The sequence below is a fragment of the Agrobacterium sp. Ap1 genome, assembly GCF_017313375.1.
In the GTDB taxonomy this organism is placed as follows: domain Bacteria; phylum Pseudomonadota; class Alphaproteobacteria; order Rhizobiales; family Rhizobiaceae; genus Neorhizobium; species Neorhizobium cellulosilyticum.
In genome coordinates this window covers 274,677-296,005 of sequence record NZ_JAFLMY010000003.1, presented here as the reverse complement: position 1 = coordinate 296,005, position 21,329 = coordinate 274,677, and the positions used below count along the sequence as shown (strand labels likewise).

Here is a 21,329-nt window from a genome sequence, read left to right as displayed (position 1 = left end):
GAAATTTCGAGCCGCCTTTTTTATGCCGTTTTCTAATTGCGACATTCTTGCCTGCCTTTGCGTCATCGACCTTGACCCCTGCGGCCGGACGACCAAATAGGCTTGAAAACCGGGAGAGGTAACTAGATGGAATTACGCTTGAAGGAACGGCTCGGCCGTAAGTTCGACGAGGAAATCCGTTTCTTCAAGGGCTGGATGGATGGCCCGAAAAGCGTAGGCGCTATCTGCCCGACCTCTTCCGTCACCGCCAAGCGCATGGCGAGCGTCATCAACCCTTCATCGGGCCTGCCCGTGCTTGAACTCGGCCCGGGCACCGGCGTCATCACCAAGGCGATCCTGGAACGCGGCATTGCGCCGGAGAACTTGGTTTCGATCGAATATTCGACGGATTTCTACCAGAACCTGATCAAGACCTATGAAGGCGTTCACTTCATCAATGGTGACGCTTTCGAACTCGACAAGACGCTTGGCGAGATGAAGTCGGTCATCTTCGACAGTGTGATCTCCGCCATCCCGATGCTGAGCTTTCCGATGGAAAGCCGTATCGCGCTTCTGGAAGACCTGCTCGACCGCATGCCGGCAGGTAGGCCAGTGATGCAGATCACCTATGGCCCGGTCTCGCCGATCATCGCCAATCCGGATCGCTACAAGATCAAGCATTACGATTTCGTCGTGCGGAATATACCGCCGGCGCAGTTGTGGACCTACACCCGGACTTGATTCACACGCGCGTCAACTGGCCGAGGTAAGCGGGATCGATTTCGACCCGCTTTGGAGTTTTGACCGACATGACCTTCGGCCTTTATATCACTCACCCTCAGGTGCGCATCGATCCTGATGTACCGGTGCCGCAATGGAGCCTTTCGGATATCGGCCGGCAGCGCGCCGAGAAGGCTGCGCAGCAGCCTTGGGCGCAAAAGCTTGGCCGGATCGTTTCGAGCGACGAGACCAAGGCGATCGAAACGGCCGAGATCCTGGCGGCCGTTGCCGACGTCTCGATCATGCTTGCCCCGGACACGCATGAGAACGACCGGTCGGCGACCGGCTTTCTCGCACCGCCAGAATTCAAAGCGGCGGCAGACTGGTTCTTCGCCAATCCGACGGAAAGCTTCAAGGGCTGGGAAACGGCCGCGGATGCACAGGCCCGCATTGTTTCGGCTTTCGACCGCATCCTTTCCGACCACAATCCCGACATGCCGATCGCCTTTGTCGGCCATGGCGGCGTCGGCACACTTTTGAAGTGCCATCTGCTGCAGATCCCGATCACAAGAAGCCAAGATCAGCCGGGCGGCGGCGGAAATCTCTTCTGCTTCTCCCTTGCGGATCGGACCATCTCGTGCGACTGGACCCCGATAGAAACATGGCAAGGGGAATGACCAACATGCAAGCGCGTGACCGACTGATCGTGGGCCTCGATATCCCGACCGTTTCCGAAGCCGAAAAAATGGTCGCCACGCTCGGCGAGAGCGTCTCCTTCTACAAAATCGGCTACCAGCTGGTGTTTGCCGGCGGACTGGAATTTGCCCGTGACCTCGCCAAGGACGGCAAGAAGATCTTTCTCGACATGAAGCTTCTCGACATCGACAACACGGTGGCGAAGGGTGTCGAGAACATTGCGAAGATGGGCATGACCATGCTGACGCTGCACGCCTATCCCAAGGCAATGCGGGCCGCGGTGGAAGCTGCCAAAGGTTCGGATCTCTGCCTGCTCGGCGTCACCGTGCTGACCTCGATGGATGCTGCGGACGTGACCGAAGCCGGTTATGCGCAGACGCCGGAGCAGCTGGTTCGCACCCGTGCGGCGCAAGCACGCGACGCCGGCATGGGCGGCATCGTCTGCTCGGCCGAAGAATCCGCCGCCGTGCGCGAAATCGTCGGCGCCGACATGGCAATCGTTACGCCGGGTATTCGCCCGAAAGGCGCGGATGCAGGCGACCAGAAACGTGTCGTGACGCCATTCGACGCCCTGAAAGCAGGCTCGACGCATCTCGTCGTCGGCCGCCCTATCGTCAAGGCTGAAGACCCGAAAGCATCCGCCGAAGCAATTCTTGCCGAAATGCGCGAGGCTCTCTGGCCAGCAAACGACGCCTGATACGCGTAGCTAACTAGCGATTGTTAGCGACCCGATTGCGTGCACCGTCATCGACAATCAGGTTCGGAGAGCCGCCGATCAGGCGGTTATCCGTAACCGTATTGTTGTTAGCGCCGTCATCGTGATCCAGACCCCCGAGCAACATCTTGGGCTGGACGAGGCAATAGCTGTTGAACATGCTGAGTCCTTCCCGACTGCCGATCCACACGGCAGGACGTGCGACCGGCACCTGATACTGGAACGTGTTGCCGCGGATGGTATTGCCCTGCGGTGATTGATGGCGGAACGTGCCGCCCTCGCCGCAATTGCGGTAAAGATAAATACCGCCACTGAGCGGGTTCACGAATGTATTGTTCTCGATGCGATTGTTCGCCGATCCGTCGACGGCAATGACTTCCCGCCATTCGGGGCGGGCCGAAAACGTATTGCCGGTGATGACATTTCCGGCCGATTCCGCATCGAGATAAACGATGGTCGAGCTTGCCTTGCCGGTGAAGCGGGAATTCTGCAGCGTGACTCGTGTCACGCCGGGCGCGAGATAGAGCGGCACCCCGACACTGCCAGAGAATGTAATGTTGTCGAGCAGGACGCCGGTCGGCGCTGCCGCCTGCGCCCGCTGCGTATGTCCGTCCCGGTTCGAGGATGCCTTCACTTCCTTTGCCTGGCCGTTATTGCCCAGGCCCTGGATGCGCAGATCACCCTTGATCTGGCAATTGCGAATGGTGATGTCGGTCGGCACGTCCCATTTTCCGTCGCTTCCCTTGCGGGACTGGATCAGCACCGTCCTCGCCTTGGTTCCAGTGCCGTCAATCATCGCGCCGTTGCAATCGAAAACCACGCCAGAAGCACGACTGCCCGAAAACGTGATGCGCTGGGTGATCTTGTCTCCCTTGTTCAGGCTGACGTCGCATCGAATATCGACCGGTTTTGAATCCTTCTTGGCCGGCGCACGAAGCGCATCCATGACGTTTGCCGGGCAGGCATCGGCCCGCGCATCGGATGATCCGGTGAATATCAGCGAGCCGATCGCCAGAAATACACTCGCTGCCAAAGGGAATGCGTAGCGCACCATATTGACTTGCCTCCTGATTCGCCCGATCTCGAATATACCTAAACTGGAGAGGAGGATATTTGATGACCAAGGGATATTGGATCGCACGAATGGATGTGCATGATCCCGAGCGCTACAAGGATTATGTGGCAGCTGCAAAACCGGCATTCGAGAAATATGGCGCCCATTTTCTGGCGCGCGGCGGCGCAGCGGAAGAACTCGAAGGCTCGTCACGCCATCGCAATGTCGTGATCGAGTTTCCGTCGATGCAGGCCGCTATCGATTGCTACAACTCGCCGGAATACCAGATTGCCGCAAAAATCCGGCAGGAAGTCGCCGATGGCGAGATGGTGGTCGTGCAGGGGATCTGACACGCCTACGGCGCTTCATAACCTGCGCATCGTACTTTCCGAAACCGATTCCGGTTTTCGTGTCGATGCTCTAGGAGACTTGCGACATCTGGGGCGCGCAAGTCTCTTCCACCACGTTGAGGTTTAAGCTAAAGACCAATGAGTAAGAGACAGCTTTCGGGGCAGACCATGACCGTGAACAATCTTCCGCCGCTCGTTACCGTTTTCGGAGGATCGGGTTTCGTAGGTCGCCATGTGGTCCGGACGCTGGTAAAGCGCGGTTATCGCGTGCGGGTCGCTGTGCGCCGCCCGGATCTCGCGGGTTTCCTTCTGCCGGCCGGATATGTCGGCCAGATTTCGCTGGTTCAGGCCAATCTTCGCTATCGCCAGTCCATTGACCGCGCCGTGGAAGGCGCGGCCCATGTGGTCAACTGCGTCGGCATTCTGTTCGAGAGCGGTCGCAACACGTTTGATGCGATCCAGGACACCGGGGCGCGCTCGATTGCAGGAGCTGCCGCCAAGGCCGGCGCCAAGTTCACCCATATTTCGGCGATCGGTGCCGACGCCAATTCCGGCTCCTCCTATGCCCGCAGCAAGGGCCGCGCCGAAGCAAGCATCCTCTCCCTGATCCCCGACGCCGTGATCCTGCGGCCGTCGATCGTTTTCGGGCCGGAAGACAATTTCTTCAACAGGTTTGCCGCCATGGCTCGCCAGCTTCCGGCACTGCCGCTAATCGGCGGCGGCAAGACCAAGCTGCAGCCGGTCTATGTCGAGGATGTCGCCGAAGTCGTCGGCCGCTCAGTCGATGGCACGCTGACGCCCGGTACGACCTATGAACTGGGCGGCGCCGAAGTGATGACTTTCCGTGACTGTCTCGAGACCGTGCTGCGCGTGACCTGCCGCGATCGCGCGCTGGTTTCGCTGCCCTTCGGCATCGCTTCGATGATCGGAAGCATCGCATCCTTGATCCCGTTCGTAAAACCGCCAGTCACTGCGGACCAAGTGGAACTGCTGAAGAGCGACAACGTCGTCTCCGAAAGCGCGATCAAGGAAGGCCGCACGCTTTGCGGGCTTGGCATTCGTCCAGTCGTTCCCGGCTCAATCCTTGCATCTTACCTCGTGCACTTCCGCCCGCAGGGCCAGTTCACCGGCAGCGGCAAGGCGGCCTGAGCTTAGCTTTCATCATTTTTCATTCAGTGCGCTTCAGGTGCCTGCCTATCGGGCAGACACCTCTAAAGCCTTGGATTTATGCAAGTTGACATTTGTCGATGTGGCATAAAGTCCTCACACGCGAATGAGTGTGCGTTAACCGCAGGTTTAGCAAAAACCGTTATTGAATTCAGAAGCGGTGACCAATAAATCGGTCGCACGAAATTAGTTCACTGCAAATCACCTGTTTGAAAGGCGTCTTTCATGGGCAAGCCTATCGCCCTTTTCTTTGCATGCGCGGCACTTGTTATTCTCGCGGGCTCTTTCATGGCGCCCCAGACCGCCGCAAGCGGCAAGGAAGGTTGCGCTCCGGCTTACGGCGTCGACCCGTGCGCCACGGCATCAATTCCTCGCTAAGCGAGACACGAGAGCGGCGACAAGCCGCTCTTTCTTTAGCGCCGAACGCCATCCCGGATTAGCTCTCATATTTAATGGCGGCGTAGCCGAGAGCCCTACGAAAACCGGCCGCAAGCCCCGCAATTCGCACGTTTACCAGCAATTGCAATCGTTCTTAATTATTTGCTGACGAAATGCAGGCAGTTTGCGACTTGTCGCGAATTTATGCCGCTTGCTTGTGTTGGCCCTATCAAGTCCATATAGCTGACCTTAAGTCAGGCGGGCGCGATATAAGCCTACGCCACCCACACCCCGCACACGATAGCCGAAGCCCGATGCCCACCCTCTACCACCATCCCATGTCGTCCGCCTCGCGATTTGTTCGCCTGATCCTTGCCGAGTACGGATTTCAGGCTGATCTGGTAGAGGAGCAGCCATGGGAAAAGAGGCGGGAATTCCTGAGCATCAACCCGGCAGCGACGCTTCCCGTCTATGTCGATGACAGCATGCGTGTGCTCTGTGGTCCCTCGGTGCTGATGGAGTTTCTCGACGAAACCCATGGCGTGCTGAAGCGCGAGCGCCGTCTTTTGGCGGAAGATCCCTGGCACCGCGCTGAAATCCGCCGACTGACGGAATGGTTCCTGCAGAAGATGGAGCAGGACGTGACCCGGCCGTTGACCCGCGAACGGGTCTACAAGCTGCAGATGACAGCAGCGCAGGGCGGCGGCGCGCCGGATTCAAAGGCGCTGCGCACCTCGCGCGCCAATATCCGTCAGCACATGAAATATCTGTCCTGGCTTGCAGGCTCCCGCCAGTGGCTTGCCGGTGAACGGCTGAGCTATGCGGATCTGGCTGCTGCGGCCTCGATTTCCGTTCTCGACTATCTCGGCGAAATCGAATGGTCGGATTTCCCTATCGCCAAAGACTGGTACCAGCGATTGAAATCGCGCCCTTCCTTCCGCCCGATGCTTGCCGAGCGCATTCGCGGCCTGACCCCGGTCTCCCATTATGCGGACCTCGATTTCTAGCGCCGACAAAGCCGGAGACGATAAGGCGCTTCGCCGGCGGGAGAAGCTGACCGCCTTCATTCGCGAGGAAGCCATCGCTCAGGGCTTCGATCTCTGTCGCATCACCCTGCCGACAAGCATTCCGCGTGCACCGGAGAGGCTCTCCGTATTTCTCGACGATAGCCATCACGGCACGATGGACTGGATGGCGGAAACGAAAGAGCGCCGCGCAGATCCCAAGACACTTTGGAGCGAAGTGCGTTCGATTGTGATATTCGGGCTGAACTACGGCCCCGAGGAGGATCCGCGCTATCTCCAGTCCATGAAGGACAAGGCGGCGATCTCAGTCTATGCGCGCAATCGCGATTATCATGACGTTATCAAGGGGCGATTGAAGGAAATCGCCACTCGGTTTGCAGCGCGTGCGGGCGAAGACGTCAAGGTCTTCGTCGACACCGCGCCCGTGATGGAAAAGCCGCTGGCGGAGGCCGCAGGCCTCGGCTGGCAGGGCAAGCATACCAATCTCGTCAGCCGCAGCCATGGCTCCTGGCTGTTTCTCGGCAGCCTATTCACCACCGCCGAGCTTTTGATCGATAGCCCGGAAAAGGATCATTGCGGCTCCTGCCGAGCCTGTCTCGATGCCTGTCCGACAGCCGCATTCCCGGCCCCTTACCGGCTGGATGCGCGGCGCTGCATTTCCTATCTGACGATCGAGCACAAAGGGCCGATCGATGTGGAATTCCGGCCGCTGATCGGCAATCGCATCTATGGCTGCGATGACTGTCTCTCAGCCTGTCCGTGGAACAAGTTTGCAGCGAGCGCATCCGAGATGAAGCTCAAGGCGCGCGATGATCTGAAGGAGCCATCGATCGCCTTTCTGCTGACGCTGGACGATCCGGCGTTTCGCACCTTCTTCTCGGGTTCGCCGGTCAAACGTATCGGGCGCGACCGTTTTGTTCGCAATGTGCTGATCGCAGCCGGCAATTCCGGTGATCGCCAGTTCATCGCGCAATGTCACCTTCTTGCCGATGACGCTTCTCCTATCGTGCGCGGCATGGCGGTCTGGGCCTTGAGGCAGCTGATGGACGATGGCGCGTTTGCCGCATTCGCGAGAGGCCGCGCAGCAGATAATGATCCCGAGGTTCGCCGGGAATGGCAGATGGCAGGAGTGGATTGATGACGGTGATGATTTTCGGATGCGGTTATTCGGGCAAGGCGATTGCGAGAGCCTTTGCAGAAAAGGGCTTTTCCGTTGCCGGTACGGTCCGCACGCTTGAAGGCGCCGAAGCGCTCGCATCGCATCATATCAAGCCTTACATTTTCGACGGCACTGCATTCAGCCCGGAATTGCTGGCGGCACTACGGGATGTCACCCACCTCATCCAGTCGATCCCGCCCGGCAAGGAGCACGATCCGCTGCTGAAACTCGTTTCCGGACGGCTTACGGCGCTCTGCCCGAAGCTGAAATGGATTGGTTATCTATCGACAGTCGGCGTTTACGGCGATCATGGCGGCGGCTGGGTGACGGAAGAAACGCCGGGAAGCCCGATCCTCGGTCGGTCGATCGAACGGGTCGGCACCGAAGAGGCATGGGCCGAGCAGGGTCGCATTGCGGGCGTGCCGGTCGCGGCGCTGCGTCTTTCCGGCATTTATGGACCGGGGCGCAACGCCTTCGTCAATCTCGACCGTGGCACCGCACGCCGCATCATAAAGAAGGACCAGGTGTTCAACCGTATCCGCGTCGAGGATATCGGCAGCGCCACGCTGTTTCTCGCAGAGCGTAATCTTGCCGGCATATATAATGTGACCGACGACGAACCCTGTGCGCCCCAGGATGTGATCACGGAGGCCGCCCGCCTGATGGGTGTCGAGCCGCCAGCGGAAGTGGATTTCGACAGCGCCGACATGACGCCCATGGCACGCTCTTTCTATGGCGCCAACAAGCGTGTCTCGAATGAAAAAATCCGCTCGCTGGGTTTCCAGTTTGCATTCCCCAATTACCACATTTCCCTCGCCCAAATGTGGTCGGAGACCACCTGGCGCGGCTGAAAATCCCATTTTGAAACGGTTGAAATTTCCATCCTTAGGCATCTTTCGAGTTAATATTTCTTAATCCTTACGGCAAAGCGCCACATAATCTGTCCAATTTGGGCAGAAATCACTATGCGACAACAAATTTTTTTCGTGTCATTTTGTGATCGCGGCGCATCACGGAATCTTGCAGGAACGTGATTCCGTTTACCGACTGATTCCTAAGGTTTTATTCCAACATCAATTAGCCGGCTCGTTAAAAAGATCGATAGCAATGTAATCACAAATGTTACGGTCATTAACACTCCGTGATATAAAATCCCACGTTTTCGCCATTTTTCGCCTCGCCTAAGCCAATTGCACGCAACGTGCAGGGACTTAACGACGGGGACGACCGACTTGAAAATAGTTCGACGCCTAACTGCCGCCACGGCCGCCATTGCTGCTTTTGCACTACTCGGCCAGGCGCCAGCCAATGCGGCGCCCGGATGCGGACACGCATCCTGGTATGCTCTCACTTCCAAGACCGCATCCGGTGAACGGATGAATGCGGCCAAGCTCACCGCCGCGCATCGCTCGCTGCCTTTCGGCACCAAGGTACTGGTGACCAACAAGCGCAACGGCAAAAGCGTGATCGTGCGCATCAACGATCGCGGACCATTCATCCGCGGCCGGGTTATCGACGTATCCAAGGCTGCGGCCCAGAACATCGGCATGGTGTCATCCGGTACCGCGCAGGTCTGTTATCAGATTGTTGCCGACACCCAGAAGGTCGCAGGCAAGGGCATCAAGGGCGTCGACGGCTAAGCCATTCGGCAATTCAAACTCAAGGTACAGGCCTTGCTGCGGCAGGCCTCCCCCTTGCCCTTCTGCCCGATCGCGGTTACGACCGGCTCCATACGGGTTCAACCGATACGGAGTATCACATGCGACTGGGCGGGCGAGTAGCCGGAGCAATTGAAGTTCTGGCCGATATAGAAGCACGCAAACGCCCGGTGGCGGATGCACTGAAAGACTGGGGCCTTGCCCACCGTTTCGCCGGATCCGGCGACCGGGCAGCCATCGGCAACATCGTCTACGACGCGCTTCGAATGCGGCTTTCCCATGCCTGGCTAATGGATGACGAAAGCCCCGTTGCACTTGCCTATGCCGTTCTGCTGCGCCAGTGGGGTTTTACCACCGAGACGCTTGCAGCCGAATTTGCCGACGACAAGTTTGCACCGCCGGCACTGACCGACGCTCATATTGCCGCTTTCTCCAGCCGTAATCTTAGTGATGCGCCTTTGAATGTGCAGGGTGATATCCCGGACTGGGTACAGCCTTCATTCGAAACCAATTTTGGCGAGAACTGGCTCTCAGAAGCCAAAGCGCTTGCCGACCGCCCGACGCTCAATCTTCGCGCCAATACGCTGAAGGCCAACCGCGACAAGGTGGTGAAAGCGCTGGAGCGCTCCGGCGCAAAGGCAGCCGCAATCGCCCGCAACGGCATCCGCATCGCAGCCGGCGAAGGCGCATCGCGCCTGCCGAATGTTACGGCCGAGCTTTCCTTCCAGAAAGGCTGGTTCGAGGTTCAGGACGAAGGCTCACAGATCGTCGCCGATCTGGTTCAGCCCGGCGAACACGACCAAGTGCTGGATTATTGCGCCGGCGGCGGCGGCAAGACGCTCGCGATGTCGGCTGCGATGAACAACAAGGGCCAGGTTCACGCCTATGATGCCGACCGCAAGCGGCTGGCACCGATCATCGAGCGCTTGCGCCGTGCAGGCACCCGCAATGTTCAGGTTCATGACGACCCGCGCCAGCTCGATGCCCTGAAGGACAAGCTGGATGCCGTTCTCGTCGATGCGCCCTGCACCGGCACCGGCACATGGCGCCGTCGCCCGGACACCAAATGGCGGCTGACGCAGAAAAACCTCGACGAGCGGATCGCCCAGCAGCAGGACGCGCTTGGCGAGGCGGCAAAGTTCGTGAAGCCCGGCGGAGCACTGCTTTATGTCACCTGTTCGGTGCTGCCGGAAGAGAATGACCGTCAGGTCGAGCGCTTCTGCGCCGGGAACCCGGCCTTCGCGATCACCTCCGTCGCCGACGACTGGACGAAAATATTCGGCTCTCAGGCGCCCAGCCCTCGCGTTGCGGCTGCAGGCACGATCACGCTGTCACCCGCAAGTACCGATACGGACGGATTCTTTTTCTGCCGCATGCAACGCAAGGTGTAAATTTCGGCTGCGCTGATCAACCAAAGCTTCAAATCGTTCTAAACTAGAACATTTGACACCACTTTTAATTCGCGCCAAGAACTCTCATTGGCGACGTCGTGGGATCGACGCCGCGAAGGAGAGGGACATGACCCGTAAAACCTTGCTCGGCGCCGCTATGGCGCTTTTTGCCGCCTCGACAGTGTTCACGTCGATACCGGCCCGCGCAGAAACTACACCGGCCGCCGTGCTGAAGCACTATGCCGAATTGGCGCAGGCGAAATACGAGGACTCGCTGACGACGGCGCAGGCTCTCGACAAGGCGATCGACGCCCTGATCGCCAAGCCCAGCGACGCAACGCTGAAAGCCGCCAAGGCCGCATGGATTGCCGCCCGCGTACCTTACCAGCAGTCGGAAGTCTATCGCTTCGGCAATCCGATCGTCGACGAATGGGAAGGCAAGGTGAATGCCTGGCCGCTCGACGAAGGCCTGATCGACTATGTCGATTCATCCTACGGCACCGAAAGCGATGAAAACGCGCTTTACACCGCCAATGTGATCGCCAACCCGAAGCTCAAGATCAACGGCGAAGAGGTCGATCTTACCGCGATCACGCCGGAGACGATCCAGAGCCTGCACGAGGCGGGCGAGATCGAGGCGAATGTCGCGACGGGTTATCACGCCATCGAATTCCTGCTTTGGGGCCAGGATCTGAACGGTACCGAGGCGGGTGCGGGCAAGCGTCCCTATACCGACTATGACAAGGCCAATTGCACCGGCGGCAATTGCGACCGTCGTGCCGCCTACCTCAAGGCCGCATCGACCCTGCTTGTCGCGGATCTCGGCGACATGGTGAAAGCCTGGGCTCCGGATGGCGACGCCACCAAGAATGTCGAGGCCGATGGCAATGCGGGCCTCACCGCAATCCTGACCGGGATGGGTTCGCTTTCCTATGGCGAGCTTGCCGGCGAACGCATGAAGCTCGGCCTTTTGCTGCATGATCCGGAAGAAGAACATGATTGCTTCTCCGACAACACCTATGCATCGCATCTCAACGACGCGATCGGCATCAAGTCCGCCTATACGGGTGAATATACCCGTGTGGACGGCACGAAGATGAAGGGGCCGTCGCTTTCCGATCTCGTTGCCGCCAAGGACAAGGCGCTCGACAAGGAAATCAAGGGCAAACTCGATGCGACGCTTGCGGCGATGAACGTCATGAAGGATCGCGCCCAGAAGGTCGAAGCCTATGACCAGATGATCGGCGAGAACAATGCCAAGGGCAATGCGGTCGTGCAGAAGGCAATCGACGGCCTGATCGATCAGACCAAGAGCATCGAACGCGTCATTGCATCGCTGGATCTCGGCAAGATCGAGCTTGAAGGTTCCGACAGCCTCGATAATCCTGACGCTGTCTTTAAATGATCGAAGAAAAGGCGGGCCTCGCTTCCGGGTGAGGCCCGATCCACCCATGGGCGCATTCCGAGCCTTCCCATACTTGCTGCCTCTGCTTTCCGGCGCGCTCGTGCTGGTGCCGCTGATCGCCACCAGCAGCGACAGCCTGCTCCCTAAAGCGCGGACAGATCTCAATCCGAAGGATCTGAAACGCGTCACCGGCGTGACCAAGCCGACCACGGATTTTTCCAAGGCCGAACAGTTCGAGACCATGTCCGGCGGCGCTGCTACGACCAAAGCGATCGTCAATGGCGACGCGTTCTCGCATTTTTCGCCGAACATCACCTTCGAGGAAGAGCAGAATTTCAAGCTGGGGAACGCGCTGTTCACCAAGCTCTGGGTGTCGTCGCCCTCCTCCACCCAGGCCTCCGACGGTCTCGGGCCGCTGTTCAATGCGCGCGCCTGCCAGAGCTGTCACCTGAAGGATGGCCGCGGCCATCCGCCGGAAGGTGCGGCCGACGCAACCTCGATGTTCCTGCGGCTGGCGCGGCCTGCCCGCACCGACGAGGAGCGCGAGGCGATCGGCGATTACCGCAAGCTGAACTTTCCTGACGCCGTCTATGGCGAGCAGTTTCAGGATCTGGCCGTTCCGGGGCTTGCCTCAGAAGGGAAGATGGAGATTTCCTACGAGGAAGTTCCGGTCACGCTTGTTGACGGCGAAGTCGTCAGCCTGCGCAAGCCGACCTATTCGGTTTCCAATCTCGGTTACGGGCCGCTTGAAGGCGATGTAACGCTGTCGCCCCGTATTGCACCGCCGATGATCGGCATGGGGCTTATCCAAGCTATCCACGAGGCCGATATCCTGGCGAAGGCCGATCCAGACGATAAGGACGGCGACGGCATATCCGGCAAGGCGGCGCTGGTGCGCGACCACATGACCGGCGAGTTGAAACTCGGGCGGTTCGGCTTCAAGGCGCAGAATGCCTCGATCCGCGACCAATCCTCGGGTGCGTTTACCGGCGATATCGGCATTTCGACACCCGACACGCCGTTCTCGCATGGCGATTGCACCAAGGCGCAGGCCACCTGTCTTGCCATGCCGACCGGCGTGCAGGAGCGGCTCGGCCCGGTCGAAGCGCCCGATCCGGTGCTGTCGCTCGTCACCTTCTATTCGGAAAACCTTGCCGTGCCGGCGCGTCGCGATATCGACGATCCGATGGTACTGAAGGGCAAGGAAATGTTCTATTCGGCCGGCTGCACCGCCTGCCACACGCCGAAATTCGTGACCCGCCGCGATGCCGGCAACAAGGCACATGCTTTCCAGCTGATCTGGCCCTATTCCGATTTCCTGCTGCATGACATGGGCGAAGGGCTGGCGGACGGTCAGCAGGTGGGGATGGCGAACGGTCAGGAATGGCGCACCCAGCCGCTCTGGGGCATCGGGCTTACCAAGACCGTCAACAACCACACATTCTTCCTGCATGACGGGCGTGCCCGCAATCTTACCGAAGCGATCCTCTGGCATGGTGGCGAGGCGGAATCCGCGCGCAGCGCATTTGCAGCCATGGACAAAGAGGATCGCACCGCCCTTATTACCTTCCTGGAGTCGCTCTGATGCGCAAGACCTTGGCCACCAGCCTGATCGCACTGCTTCCCGCAGCATTCGCTTCCGCCGCGTTTTCCCAGGAGGCTGATACCGCGCCGACCGTCGAACTGCCGGTAGCAACCGTGACGAAGGTGATGATGGCCGCAGTGGATGGCTTCATACGGCCGGGGTATGACGCGTTCCAAAAATCCGCTGAAGACATGACGGCGACGATGAAGACACTCTGCGCAGCACCGTCTCAAACCAATTACGATGCGGCCAAGGCCGGCTTCGGCAAGCTCGCGGCCAGTTGGGCGCATATCGAGATCGTCCGCACCGGCCCCGTGATCGAGCAGAACAGGTTCGAGCGCATCCTGTTTTATCCTGACCGCAAGAGCACGGGCCTGAAACAGGTCCAGGCAGTTCTTTCCAAATCCGACGAGACGGCCACCGATGCCAAGACGCTCGCCACCAAGAGCGTCGCGACGCAAGGGCTGGGCGCACTGGAATATCTTCTGTTCGGTACGGGCTCAGATACGCTTATTTCCGGAAATGATTTCCGTTGCCGTTACAGCGCCGCAGTTGCCGAAAATATCGGGAATGTCGCCGCCGAGATATCCGGCATCTGGGATGCACCGGACGGTATTCAGAAGGCTTGGGAACAGCCGGGAGCAAACAATCCCATCTATCGGACCGGCGGCGAAGCGATCACTGGACTGCTCGGCATTCTCGTGCATGGTGCAGAAGCGGTGCGCGACCAGCGGATCGAGACTTTCTACAAGGGGGCGGACAAGGCGAAATTCCCCAAGCAGGCGCTGTTCTGGCGTTCGGAAAATACCTGGCCGATGGTGAGGGCCAATCTCGACGGGCTGTCGCAACTCCTGACGACTTCCGGCATGGTCGAGCTTCTGCCGGAAAAGGACCGAGCGATTGTATCCGCCACCGAAGAGAAGCTGAAATCCATGGCCGCGCTTGCGAGCGAGGTAATGCCGGACCTCGAAAAGGCAGTGGAGGACACGGGCGAGCGGAAAAAACTCGACACGCTGCTTGCCGATGGCAAGGATGTGATCGCCAAGCTCAATGACGGATATGGCGGCGCAATCGGCCTCTCATCCGGCTTCTCCTTCGCCGACGGGGACTGACATGGCCTGGTGTGGCGAGACGATCGACCGTCGCGCATTTCTCAAAGCTGCCGGGATAGGGTTTGCGGCCGCCCTCTCGCCGCGCTCGCTCCATGCACTGGAGCGCGCCGACGCGGTTTACGCCTCGGGCTTCCGGGCGCCGGACGGCTTTTTCGGCATCGCCACTATCTCCGAACGGGGCGAGATCATCGACCGGGTGGCCCTCCCTGCCCGCGCCCACGGCATGGCTTTCAGTTCCGTGACCGGCCGCTCTGTCGCCTTTGCGCGCAGGCCGGGTACGTTTGCGATGGTGTTTGATCCGTCACGCCAGGCCGAACCGATCGTCATCACCGCACCGGAGGGGCGGCATTTCTACGGTCACGGGCATTTCTCGCCGGATGGCGCCATTCTCTATGCCAGCGAGAACGATTTCGACGGCAATCGCGGCATGATCGGCCTCTATGATGGCCGCAATGCATTCCGGCGGATCGGCGAATTCGACGCCCATGGCATCGGAACGCATGACATGACCGTCTCGGATGACGGTGCGCTTCTGGTGATCGCCAATGGAGGCATCGAGACCCATCCGGATTTCGGCCGCACCAAGCTCAATCTCGACCGGATGGAGCCGTCACTGGTGATGCTCGATGCCAAAAGCGGTGCGCTGATCCAGAAACACCCGATGCCCTCCTCGCTCAGCCAACTGTCCAGCCGGCATCTGGACATAGCCGACAATGGCCGCATCTGGTTTGCCTGCCAGTGGGAAGGCGCACGCAACGAAACACCGCCGCTTGCCGGCTGGTTCTCGAAGGGCGAGGATATTGCGCTTCTCTCTCTGCCGGACGAGACGACGGCGCGGCTTGCCAACTATGTCGGCGCAATCGCCGTCAATCGCCATGAAAACATCGTCGGCCTGACGTCTCCGATCGGTGGGGCATCGGTCATGCTCGATGCCAAAACCGGTCTTGTGCTGGCGGAAGAAGATGTTCGCGAGGCAGCCGGCGTGGCACCCGCTGCCCACGGCATTGCCGTGTCATCCTATGATGGCAATTTCAACGGCACACTTAGCGACGTCGCCTGGGACCAGCACATTATCCGGATAAAATGATCTTTACTCAGGTTGCAGCGACCCTAGATCACTCGCCATGGGTAAAATACTGACCTTTGCTTTCTTCATTGTCACCTGCGTTGCCATCGGTGCACTCAGCAGTTACGCCAACACACCGGGCGAGTGGTACCAGTCGCTGAACAAACCGTTCTTCAATCCACCCGACTGGGTTTTCGCACCGGTCTGGGCGGGTCTCTACGTGATGATCGGCGTTGCGCTGTCTACGACATGGTTCGATGAGAACAATACCGGCCGGCTGATCGTCTTCGCCATACAGGGTTTTCTCAACATCTTCTGGTCGCCAGCCTTTTTCGGCCTGCAAAGCCCGCTTCTCGGCCTCGTCATCATCGTGCCGATGCTGGCCTTCATCCTGCTGTTCATCGTGATGAGCTGGAGACCCAACCGGCAGGCCGCGTGGCTTTTCGTGCCTTACGCATTCTGGGTTGCATTTGCCGCAGTATTGAACCTTTCGATCGTTCTGTTGAATTGATAATAGTCATTTTGTCGCGCTTGCCGATCCGCCTGCAGCATGCCAGTTTCGCCGCGACACCAAGGGCAGACCATGAAGATTACCGATCCAGGCGACTTTCACGAACGCATACGGCGCAGTTTCGCCAAGCAGAACGCCATGGAGATGCTTGGCGCGGAACTGACGCGCATCCAGCAGGGCATGGTGGAGATCGAGCTTCCTTTCGATGAGAAGCTTACTCAGCAGCACGGTTTCCTGCATGGCGGGGTGATTTCCGCACCACTCGAGACTGCCTGTACCTATGCCGCCTATACGGTGATTGCGCCGGAAGTTTCGCTTCTGACGATCGAGTTCAAGGTCAACCTTCTTTCGCCCGGTCGCGGCGAGCGTTTCCTTTTCCGTGGCGAGGTCACCAAGCCCGGATCGACGATCATTGTGGCCGATGGCCGTGCCTATGCGATCGGCGACGGGCCGGCAAAACTGATCGCCTCCATGACCACGTCGATGATGGTCATCCGCGATCGTCAGGACGTGGTGGAATGAGTTTCGAACTGACACGGCTCGGCCGGCATGTGGTGCTATTCGTCATGGCCGTCGACGCCGAATATGGGCCGCACCTCAAGTCTCGCATCAAACCGCTGATGACCGGCGTCGGTCCGATCGAGGCCGCGATCGTGCTGTCGCACGCGCTGACGAAGCTGCAGGCGAAAAACGAAATGCCGGATCTGATCGTGTCGCTCGGTTCGGCCGGCTCCCGGACGCTGGAACAAACGGAAGTCTATCAGGCCTCCTCCGTTGCCTATCGCGACATGGACGCCTCGCCGCTCGGTTTCGAGAAAGGTCGCACGCCCTTTCTCGACCATCCGGCGATCATTCCGCTGCCACTTCGCATTCCAGGCGTGCCCGAGGCTGCGCTTTCCACCGGCGGCAACATCGTCTCTGGCGCTGCCTACGATCTGATCGCTGCAGACATGGTGGACATGGAAACCTTCGCCATCATGCGCTGCTGCCAGTTGTTCGGTATTCCGCTGATCGGTTTGCGCGGGATTTCCGACGGGAAGGCGGAGCTGAAGCATGTCGATAACTGGACTGAATATCTGCATGTCATCGACGAGAAGCTGGCTGGCGTCATCGACAGATTAGGAAACGCCCTAGAAAGCGGCAATTTGGCTTTCTGAGCAGTTGCAAAAATCGGGGTTCTTCATTAAAGGCTCGCCATGACCCAGATAGCTCATCCCGACAGCATCCTCATCATCGATTTCGGCAGCCAGGTGACGCAACTGATTGCGCGCCGCATCCGCGAAGCGGGTGTCTATTGCGAAATCCATCCCTTCCAGAACGCCGCCGAAGCTTTCGACAGGCTCGCGCCCAAGGGCGTCATCTTCTCCGGTGGCCCGGCTTCGGTGACCACCGAAGGCAGCCCGCGCGCACCCCAGGCCGTGTTTGACAGCGGCGTGCCGATCCTCGGCATCTGCTATGGCCAGCAGACGCTCTGCACCCAGCTCGGCGGCGTCGTCGAAGGTGGTCATGCCGCCGAATTCGGCCGCGCCGATGTGGAAGTCAAGAAATCGAGCCCGCTGTTCGACGGTTTCTGGGAAAAGGGCGGACGTTACCCGGTGTGGATGAGCCACGGCGACCGCGTGACACAGCTGCCCGACGGTTTCGAGGTTATCGCGACCTCCGAGAACGCCCCGTTCGCCATCGCTGCCGACGAGAGCCGCCACTACTACACGACCATGTTCCACCCGGAAGTGGTGCACACGCCGGATGGCGCAAAGCTTCTTTCCAACTTCGTGCATAAGATCGTCGGCCTGAAATCCGACTGGACCATGGCCGCTTACCGCGCCGAGATGATCCGCAAGATCAAGGACCAGGTCGGCAACGAACGCGTCATCTGCGGCCTGTCCGGCGGCGTGGACTCGTCCGTTGCAGCGATCCTCATACATGAGGCGATCGGTGATCAGCTGACCTGCATTTATGTCGATCACGGCCTAATGCGTCAGGGCGAGACCGAACAGGTTGTCGGCATGTTCCGCGACGCCTACAATATACCACTCGTGGCTGTTGACGCGTCCGACCTGTTTCTCGGTCAGCTCGAAGGCGTAACCGACCCGGAAGTGAAGCGCAAGACGATCGGCCGGCTGTTCATAGAAGTGTTCGAGGCGGAAGCCGCCAAGATCGCTGCCGATGGTAAGGGTGCTCCGAAGTTCCTGGCACAGGGCACGCTCTATCCGGACGTGATCGAAAGCGTCTCCTTCTCCGGCGGCCCTTCGGTTACGATCAAGAGCCACCACAATGTCGGCGGCCTGCCCGAACGCATGAACATGCAGCTCGTCGAGCCGCTGCGCGAACTCTTCAAGGACGAAGTCCGCGCGCTTGGCCGCGAACTCGGCCTGCCGGAGAGCTTCATTGGCCGCCACCCCTTCCCGGGTCCAGGCCTCGCGATCCGCTGCCCCGGTGGAATCACTCGCGAAAAGCTCGATATCCTGCGCAAGGCGGATGCGATCTATCTCGACGAAATCCGCAAGGCCGGTCTCTACGACACGATCTGGCAGGCTTTTGCCGTGCTGCTACCGGTCCAGACCGTTGGCGTCATGGGCGATTATCGTACCTATGATTTTGTCTGCGCACTGCGCGCTGTCACCTCGGTCGACGGCATGACGGCAGATTTCTATCCCTATGACATGAACTTCCTCGGCCGCGCGGCGACCCGCATCATCAACGAAGTCCGCGGCATCAACCGCGTGGTCTACGATGTGACGAGCAAGCCGCCCGGCACGATCGAGTGGGAATAACAGACTGACAAATCTATCGGCGCGCTTTCACCGTGAGGCGCGCCGATAGCGTATTTTACTGTGCCTGTTTCCGTCATGGGAAGGCATTTTCGGGAAATTTGGATACCGAGACAAGCGTGGCTTGTTCAAAATTCCAAAAGAGAAAGACCGTTCAGATAACTATCAGCTTCAAGGTCTAAGGTTGCGGTTCAACCGCATCTGTGGATGGATAGGGCAGACAGACAATAGCGCTCCCTCCACGGCATCTTTCATCACCTTCGAGTTTTCCCCCAAGCTCTGGATATCTTCCCATGCTCCAACGCCTTTACAACTGGACGATGGCGCTCAGCGCCCGCAAGTCTGCGGAAGTCTGGCTCGCCGTCATCGCCTTTGTCGAAAGCTCAATCTTTCTCGTGCCCGCCGACGTGCTTTTCCTGCCCATGGCGCTGGCGAGGCCCGAACGTGCCTGGCGTTATGCGCTGGTCGCGACGGTGTTTTCGGTTCTCGGCGGCATTGCAGGCTGGTGGATCGGCTCATTTGCCTTCGATGCGATCGCCGCTCCGATCCTGGAATTCTGGGGCAAGCTCGACACGTTCAACGAGCTTAAAGCCGGGATCACCTTCGAGACGATCTTGCTGATGCTGGTGACCTCCGGTTTCGCGCATCTGCCGCCTATCAAGGTGGTGACGATCCTTTCCGGTGCGGTGCATGTAAACATCTGGCTATTCATCATGTCGGCGCTCGTCACGCGCGGAGCACGCTTCTTCCTCCTGGCTTGGCTGTTGCGCCGCTACGGCGAAGGCATTCGGCACTTCATCGAGAAGCGTCTTGGCAAGATTGCGATGATCGGTGCTTCTGTGCTGATCGTCGCCTTCACGGGGTACAAGTTTCTGCTGGCGCACTGAGCGTCGGCAAAAGTTCAAAAGAGGGATTGCTGTGCCGGCTCCGGCGGCGTGAAACGCACACCCTCAAGCTCGAGCATACGCTGTTTCGAGGTCGATCCACCAGAGGCTGAAAAACCGCCGAGCTTGCCGCCGGCGGCCAGTACCCGGTGGCAAGGTATGATCAGCGCCACCGGATTTTTCGCCATGGCCTGGCCAACATCACGCGCAGCCTCCGGCCCAAGGCCGAGTTCCTTGGCGATCGTGCCATAGGTGCTCGTATGACCCCAGCCGATGCGGCGGGCTGCGGCATAGATATTCCTGAAGACCTCATCCTGGCCTTCAAGATCGAGGCGGATCTCGGAGAAATCAATCCGCTCGCCAGCGAAATACCGTTTCACCAGCGCGATCGTCTCTCCAATCTCCACGGGCGGTGGCGATTTTTGACCGTCACCGATCCGGCGCAGGAGAAGGTTCTCGGTCGACAACTCGCTGCTTGTCGGTAGCTGAAAACGGGTGATACCGGCAACATTCCACGCAATGCCGCAGAAGCCGCCAGCGGTTTCGAAGATCGCATATCGATGTCCGGACATGAGCTCACTCCGTTCGTGTGATTTCCCCTGTCAGAATCCTATGTCATGAACAGGCAATCAACCCGTTTCTTGCACCAGAAGATTTGCGATCGCCTAGATCGCTTGCCTATGTTCTCTTTTTGTTCTTTATTGTCAATTGAATTCTCTTATACTGCGTCATCCGCATGATCCCGCGTTGATGAATAATGGGAGGTGCAGAGTTGCCGTACCACCAGCCATGCCTGCCGCTGACAGGCAATGTTCCTGAGAAAAACCGATCCGGACAACCGCACTTCGCGCCTCGGCGGAGAAGTGAACTCTTTTTCGTACTGAAACCGCCGCCCTCCTTGGCCGAGGAGATATACAAGGCGGCTTGCGAGCATGCGCATGGTCGCACCAACTGCCAACCTCACCCGGCGCATTTGCTGCATGTGAGCCTGCTGTTGATGGACGAATTTGACAAGCCGCCCTACGATCTCATTCCCCGGATCGAAACTGCAATCGGATCGATCAGGGCATGCCCGCTTACAGTGACTTTGGACGCATGTGCTATCTACGGAGGCGGACGGCATCTGGCGCTGACAAGTGCGGCGAGGAATACCGATATTCAGGCATTCGTGCGGATGCTTCACGGCGCGCTCAGCCAGCATAACCTGCCACGGCAGGCATTTCGCACACCTTCACCTCACGTCACCATCATCTATGGCTACGGGCGCAGGCAAATTCTGAATATTGGGAAACCATTTACATGGCAGGCGCGCGAATTTGCGCTTGTCTACAGCCACAAGGGCGAAACACGCCATGAGCCATTTGGATGCTGGCGTTTTAACGCCGACGCTCCACCATATTCCAGGTCGGCAAGCCAGTTATCGCTTTTGGATGAACCAATCACCGGCGGCGACCGAAACCCCGCTCTCACAACAAAGGCCGCCATGCGAAATGACGGCCCGCGAGAAACGAGGTGATATTCGGCAATTAGCCGATGCGGTCGAAAGCCTTGGGATCGATACCGAGAATGGTCAGATCGCTGTTCTTCGGACGACGATGGTTTTCAACGGCAGCCGAAGCAGAAACTGCAGCGCCGAAAATTGCGAAGGCGCGGCTGATACGGCTACCACGGTTTTTGTTCTGGGCGTACATGACATCAACTCC

The 21,329-nt window shown here is 59.0% G+C and carries 23 protein-coding genes; 20 read left to right on the top strand and 3 right to left on the bottom strand.

All coding sequences use genetic code 11. From position 1 onward, the window contains the following. The first annotated feature begins 126 nt into the window (after positions 1 to 126). The 3 genes from pmtA to pyrF all read left to right on the top strand — a co-directional run bounded on the left by pmtA (position 127) and on the right by pyrF (position 2,092). Complete coding sequence (pmtA, locus tag JZX87_RS07660) at positions 127 to 720, top strand: phospholipid N-methyltransferase PmtA (RefSeq protein WP_148146038.1); 594 nt, start codon at positions 127 to 129, stop codon at positions 718 to 720. A gap of 68 nt (positions 721 to 788) precedes the next feature. Then, the gene (locus JZX87_RS07655; protein WP_206824968.1) at positions 789 to 1,376 is read left to right on the top strand and encodes a histidine phosphatase family protein; all 588 of its coding nucleotides are present in this window, start codon (positions 789 to 791) and stop codon (positions 1,374 to 1,376) included. Positions 1,377 to 1,381: 5 nt separating this feature from the next. Further along, positions 1,382 to 2,092 (top strand): orotidine-5'-phosphate decarboxylase, encoded by a 711-nt coding sequence (pyrF, locus tag JZX87_RS07650; protein ID WP_206825123.1) that lies wholly within the window; start codon positions 1,382 to 1,384, stop codon positions 2,090 to 2,092. A 13-nt stretch (positions 2,093 to 2,105) separates the two neighbouring features. On the opposite strand, the gene JZX87_RS07645 is transcribed toward pyrF, so the two are convergent. Continuing rightward, positions 2,106 to 3,164 carry a right-handed parallel beta-helix repeat-containing protein gene (locus tag JZX87_RS07645; RefSeq protein ID WP_206824967.1) on the bottom strand — a complete coding sequence of 353 codons (1,059 nt, stop codon included), beginning with the start codon at positions 3,162 to 3,164 and terminating at the stop codon, positions 2,106 to 2,108. Positions 3,165 to 3,226: 62 nt separating this feature from the next. Here JZX87_RS07645 and JZX87_RS07640 point away from each other — a divergent pair, with 62 nt between their 5' ends. The 16 genes from JZX87_RS07640 to JZX87_RS07565 all read left to right on the top strand — a co-directional run bounded on the left by JZX87_RS07640 (position 3,227) and on the right by JZX87_RS07565 (position 19,629). Beyond that, entirely contained in the window at positions 3,227 to 3,514 is a 288-nt protein-coding gene (locus JZX87_RS07640; protein WP_148146041.1) for a DUF1330 domain-containing protein, read from the top strand. A gap of 168 nt (positions 3,515 to 3,682) precedes the next feature. After that, positions 3,683 to 4,663: a complex I NDUFA9 subunit family protein gene (locus tag JZX87_RS07635; protein ID WP_206824966.1), complete on the top strand. Its 981-nt coding sequence runs from the start codon at positions 3,683 to 3,685 to the stop codon at positions 4,661 to 4,663. A 710-nt stretch (positions 4,664 to 5,373) separates the two neighbouring features. After that, positions 5,374 to 6,066 (top strand): glutathione S-transferase family protein, encoded by a 693-nt coding sequence (locus JZX87_RS07630; protein ID WP_148146043.1) that lies wholly within the window; start codon positions 5,374 to 5,376, stop codon positions 6,064 to 6,066. Continuing rightward, positions 6,047 to 7,222, top strand: a complete 1,176-nt coding sequence (gene queG, locus JZX87_RS07625; RefSeq protein ID WP_206824965.1) for a tRNA epoxyqueuosine(34) reductase QueG — start codon at positions 6,047 to 6,049, stop codon at positions 7,220 to 7,222. The genes JZX87_RS07630 and queG overlap by 20 nt, the downstream gene beginning before the upstream one ends. Continuing rightward, on the top strand, positions 7,222 to 8,094 hold the full coding sequence (locus JZX87_RS07620; protein WP_206824964.1) for an SDR family oxidoreductase: 873 nt from the start codon (positions 7,222 to 7,224) through the stop codon (positions 8,092 to 8,094). Before queG ends, JZX87_RS07620 begins: the two co-directional genes overlap by 1 nt. A gap of 381 nt (positions 8,095 to 8,475) precedes the next feature. After that, complete coding sequence (locus JZX87_RS07615) at positions 8,476 to 8,883, top strand: septal ring lytic transglycosylase RlpA family protein (protein WP_148146046.1); 408 nt, start codon at positions 8,476 to 8,478, stop codon at positions 8,881 to 8,883. 119 nt (positions 8,884 to 9,002) lie between these two features. Beyond that, a complete protein-coding gene (locus JZX87_RS07610) occupies positions 9,003 to 10,292 on the top strand; it encodes an RsmB/NOP family class I SAM-dependent RNA methyltransferase (protein ID WP_206824963.1) in 1,290 nt (429 codons plus the stop codon). 127 nt (positions 10,293 to 10,419) lie between these two features. Continuing rightward, the gene (locus JZX87_RS07605) at positions 10,420 to 11,697 is read left to right on the top strand and encodes an imelysin family protein (protein ID WP_206824962.1); all 1,278 of its coding nucleotides are present in this window, start codon (positions 10,420 to 10,422) and stop codon (positions 11,695 to 11,697) included. A 46-nt stretch (positions 11,698 to 11,743) separates the two neighbouring features. Next, on the top strand, positions 11,744 to 13,282 hold the full coding sequence (locus JZX87_RS07600) for a di-heme oxidoreductase family protein (protein ID WP_206824961.1): 1,539 nt from the start codon (positions 11,744 to 11,746) through the stop codon (positions 13,280 to 13,282). Continuing rightward, positions 13,282 to 14,394: an imelysin family protein gene (locus JZX87_RS07595; RefSeq protein WP_206824960.1), complete on the top strand. Its 1,113-nt coding sequence runs from the start codon at positions 13,282 to 13,284 to the stop codon at positions 14,392 to 14,394. Before JZX87_RS07600 ends, JZX87_RS07595 begins: the two co-directional genes overlap by 1 nt. 1 nt (position 14,395) lies before the next feature. Continuing rightward, the gene (locus JZX87_RS07590; RefSeq protein ID WP_286194215.1) at positions 14,396 to 15,481 is read left to right on the top strand and encodes a DUF1513 domain-containing protein; all 1,086 of its coding nucleotides are present in this window, start codon (positions 14,396 to 14,398) and stop codon (positions 15,479 to 15,481) included. 37 nt (positions 15,482 to 15,518) lie between these two features. After that, positions 15,519 to 15,971, top strand: a complete 453-nt coding sequence (locus JZX87_RS07585; RefSeq protein WP_206824959.1) for a TspO/MBR family protein — start codon at positions 15,519 to 15,521, stop codon at positions 15,969 to 15,971. Positions 15,972 to 16,043: 72 nt separating this feature from the next. Beyond that, a complete protein-coding gene (locus tag JZX87_RS07580; protein ID WP_183684927.1) occupies positions 16,044 to 16,493 on the top strand; it encodes a PaaI family thioesterase in 450 nt (149 codons plus the stop codon). Continuing rightward, positions 16,490 to 17,128 (top strand): 5'-methylthioadenosine/S-adenosylhomocysteine nucleosidase, encoded by a 639-nt coding sequence (locus JZX87_RS07575; protein WP_206824958.1) that lies wholly within the window; start codon positions 16,490 to 16,492, stop codon positions 17,126 to 17,128. Before JZX87_RS07580 ends, JZX87_RS07575 begins: the two co-directional genes overlap by 4 nt. A gap of 39 nt (positions 17,129 to 17,167) precedes the next feature. Then, on the top strand, positions 17,168 to 18,745 hold the full coding sequence (guaA, locus tag JZX87_RS07570; RefSeq protein ID WP_148146054.1) for a glutamine-hydrolyzing GMP synthase: 1,578 nt from the start codon (positions 17,168 to 17,170) through the stop codon (positions 18,743 to 18,745). Between the two features lie 290 nt (positions 18,746 to 19,035). Then, positions 19,036 to 19,629 (top strand): YqaA family protein, encoded by a 594-nt coding sequence (locus tag JZX87_RS07565; protein ID WP_206824957.1) that lies wholly within the window; start codon positions 19,036 to 19,038, stop codon positions 19,627 to 19,629. Positions 19,630 to 19,643: 14 nt separating this feature from the next. On the opposite strand, the gene JZX87_RS07560 is transcribed toward JZX87_RS07565, so the two are convergent. Continuing rightward, entirely contained in the window at positions 19,644 to 20,198 is a 555-nt protein-coding gene (locus JZX87_RS07560) for a methylated-DNA--[protein]-cysteine S-methyltransferase (protein ID WP_206824956.1), read from the bottom strand. A gap of 200 nt (positions 20,199 to 20,398) precedes the next feature. Here JZX87_RS07560 and JZX87_RS07555 point away from each other — a divergent pair, with 200 nt between their 5' ends. Then, entirely contained in the window at positions 20,399 to 21,142 is a 744-nt protein-coding gene (locus tag JZX87_RS07555) for a 2'-5' RNA ligase family protein (protein WP_206824955.1), read from the top strand. Positions 21,143 to 21,152: 10 nt separating this feature from the next. Here JZX87_RS07555 and JZX87_RS07550 read toward each other — a convergent pair whose 3' ends face one another. After that, positions 21,153 to 21,317: a hypothetical protein gene (locus tag JZX87_RS07550; RefSeq protein ID WP_183684924.1), complete on the bottom strand. Its 165-nt coding sequence runs from the start codon at positions 21,315 to 21,317 to the stop codon at positions 21,153 to 21,155. Positions 21,318 to 21,329: the final 12 nt, after the last annotated feature.

Coding starts and splice junctions, on each gene's coding strand:
- pmtA (WP_148146038.1), top strand. CDS start 127: ATGGAATTACGCTTGAAGGAACGGCTCGGCCGTAAGTTCGACGAGGAA.
- JZX87_RS07655 (WP_206824968.1), top strand. CDS start 789: ATGACCTTCGGCCTTTATATCACTCACCCTCAGGTGCGCATCGATCCT.
- pyrF (WP_206825123.1), top strand. CDS start 1,382: ATGCAAGCGCGTGACCGACTGATCGTGGGCCTCGATATCCCGACCGTT.
- JZX87_RS07645 (WP_206824967.1), bottom strand. CDS start 3,164: ATGGTGCGCTACGCATTCCCTTTGGCAGCGAGTGTATTTCTGGCGATC.
- JZX87_RS07640 (WP_148146041.1), top strand. CDS start 3,227: ATGACCAAGGGATATTGGATCGCACGAATGGATGTGCATGATCCCGAG.
- JZX87_RS07635 (WP_206824966.1), top strand. CDS start 3,683: ATGACCGTGAACAATCTTCCGCCGCTCGTTACCGTTTTCGGAGGATCG.
- JZX87_RS07630 (WP_148146043.1), top strand. CDS start 5,374: ATGCCCACCCTCTACCACCATCCCATGTCGTCCGCCTCGCGATTTGTT.
- queG (WP_206824965.1), top strand. CDS start 6,047: ATGCGGACCTCGATTTCTAGCGCCGACAAAGCCGGAGACGATAAGGCG.
- JZX87_RS07620 (WP_206824964.1), top strand. CDS start 7,222: ATGACGGTGATGATTTTCGGATGCGGTTATTCGGGCAAGGCGATTGCG.
- JZX87_RS07610 (WP_206824963.1), top strand. CDS start 9,003: ATGCGACTGGGCGGGCGAGTAGCCGGAGCAATTGAAGTTCTGGCCGAT.
- JZX87_RS07605 (WP_206824962.1), top strand. CDS start 10,420: ATGACCCGTAAAACCTTGCTCGGCGCCGCTATGGCGCTTTTTGCCGCC.
- JZX87_RS07600 (WP_206824961.1), top strand. CDS start 11,744: ATGGGCGCATTCCGAGCCTTCCCATACTTGCTGCCTCTGCTTTCCGGC.
- JZX87_RS07595 (WP_206824960.1), top strand. CDS start 13,282: ATGCGCAAGACCTTGGCCACCAGCCTGATCGCACTGCTTCCCGCAGCA.
- JZX87_RS07590 (WP_286194215.1), top strand. CDS start 14,396: ATGGCCTGGTGTGGCGAGACGATCGACCGTCGCGCATTTCTCAAAGCT.
- JZX87_RS07585 (WP_206824959.1), top strand. CDS start 15,519: ATGGGTAAAATACTGACCTTTGCTTTCTTCATTGTCACCTGCGTTGCC.
- JZX87_RS07580 (WP_183684927.1), top strand. CDS start 16,044: ATGAAGATTACCGATCCAGGCGACTTTCACGAACGCATACGGCGCAGT.
- JZX87_RS07575 (WP_206824958.1), top strand. CDS start 16,490: ATGAGTTTCGAACTGACACGGCTCGGCCGGCATGTGGTGCTATTCGTC.
- guaA (WP_148146054.1), top strand. CDS start 17,168: ATGACCCAGATAGCTCATCCCGACAGCATCCTCATCATCGATTTCGGC.
- JZX87_RS07565 (WP_206824957.1), top strand. CDS start 19,036: ATGCTCCAACGCCTTTACAACTGGACGATGGCGCTCAGCGCCCGCAAG.
- JZX87_RS07560 (WP_206824956.1), bottom strand. CDS start 20,198: ATGTCCGGACATCGATATGCGATCTTCGAAACCGCTGGCGGCTTCTGC.
- JZX87_RS07550 (WP_183684924.1), bottom strand. CDS start 21,317: ATGTACGCCCAGAACAAAAACCGTGGTAGCCGTATCAGCCGCGCCTTC.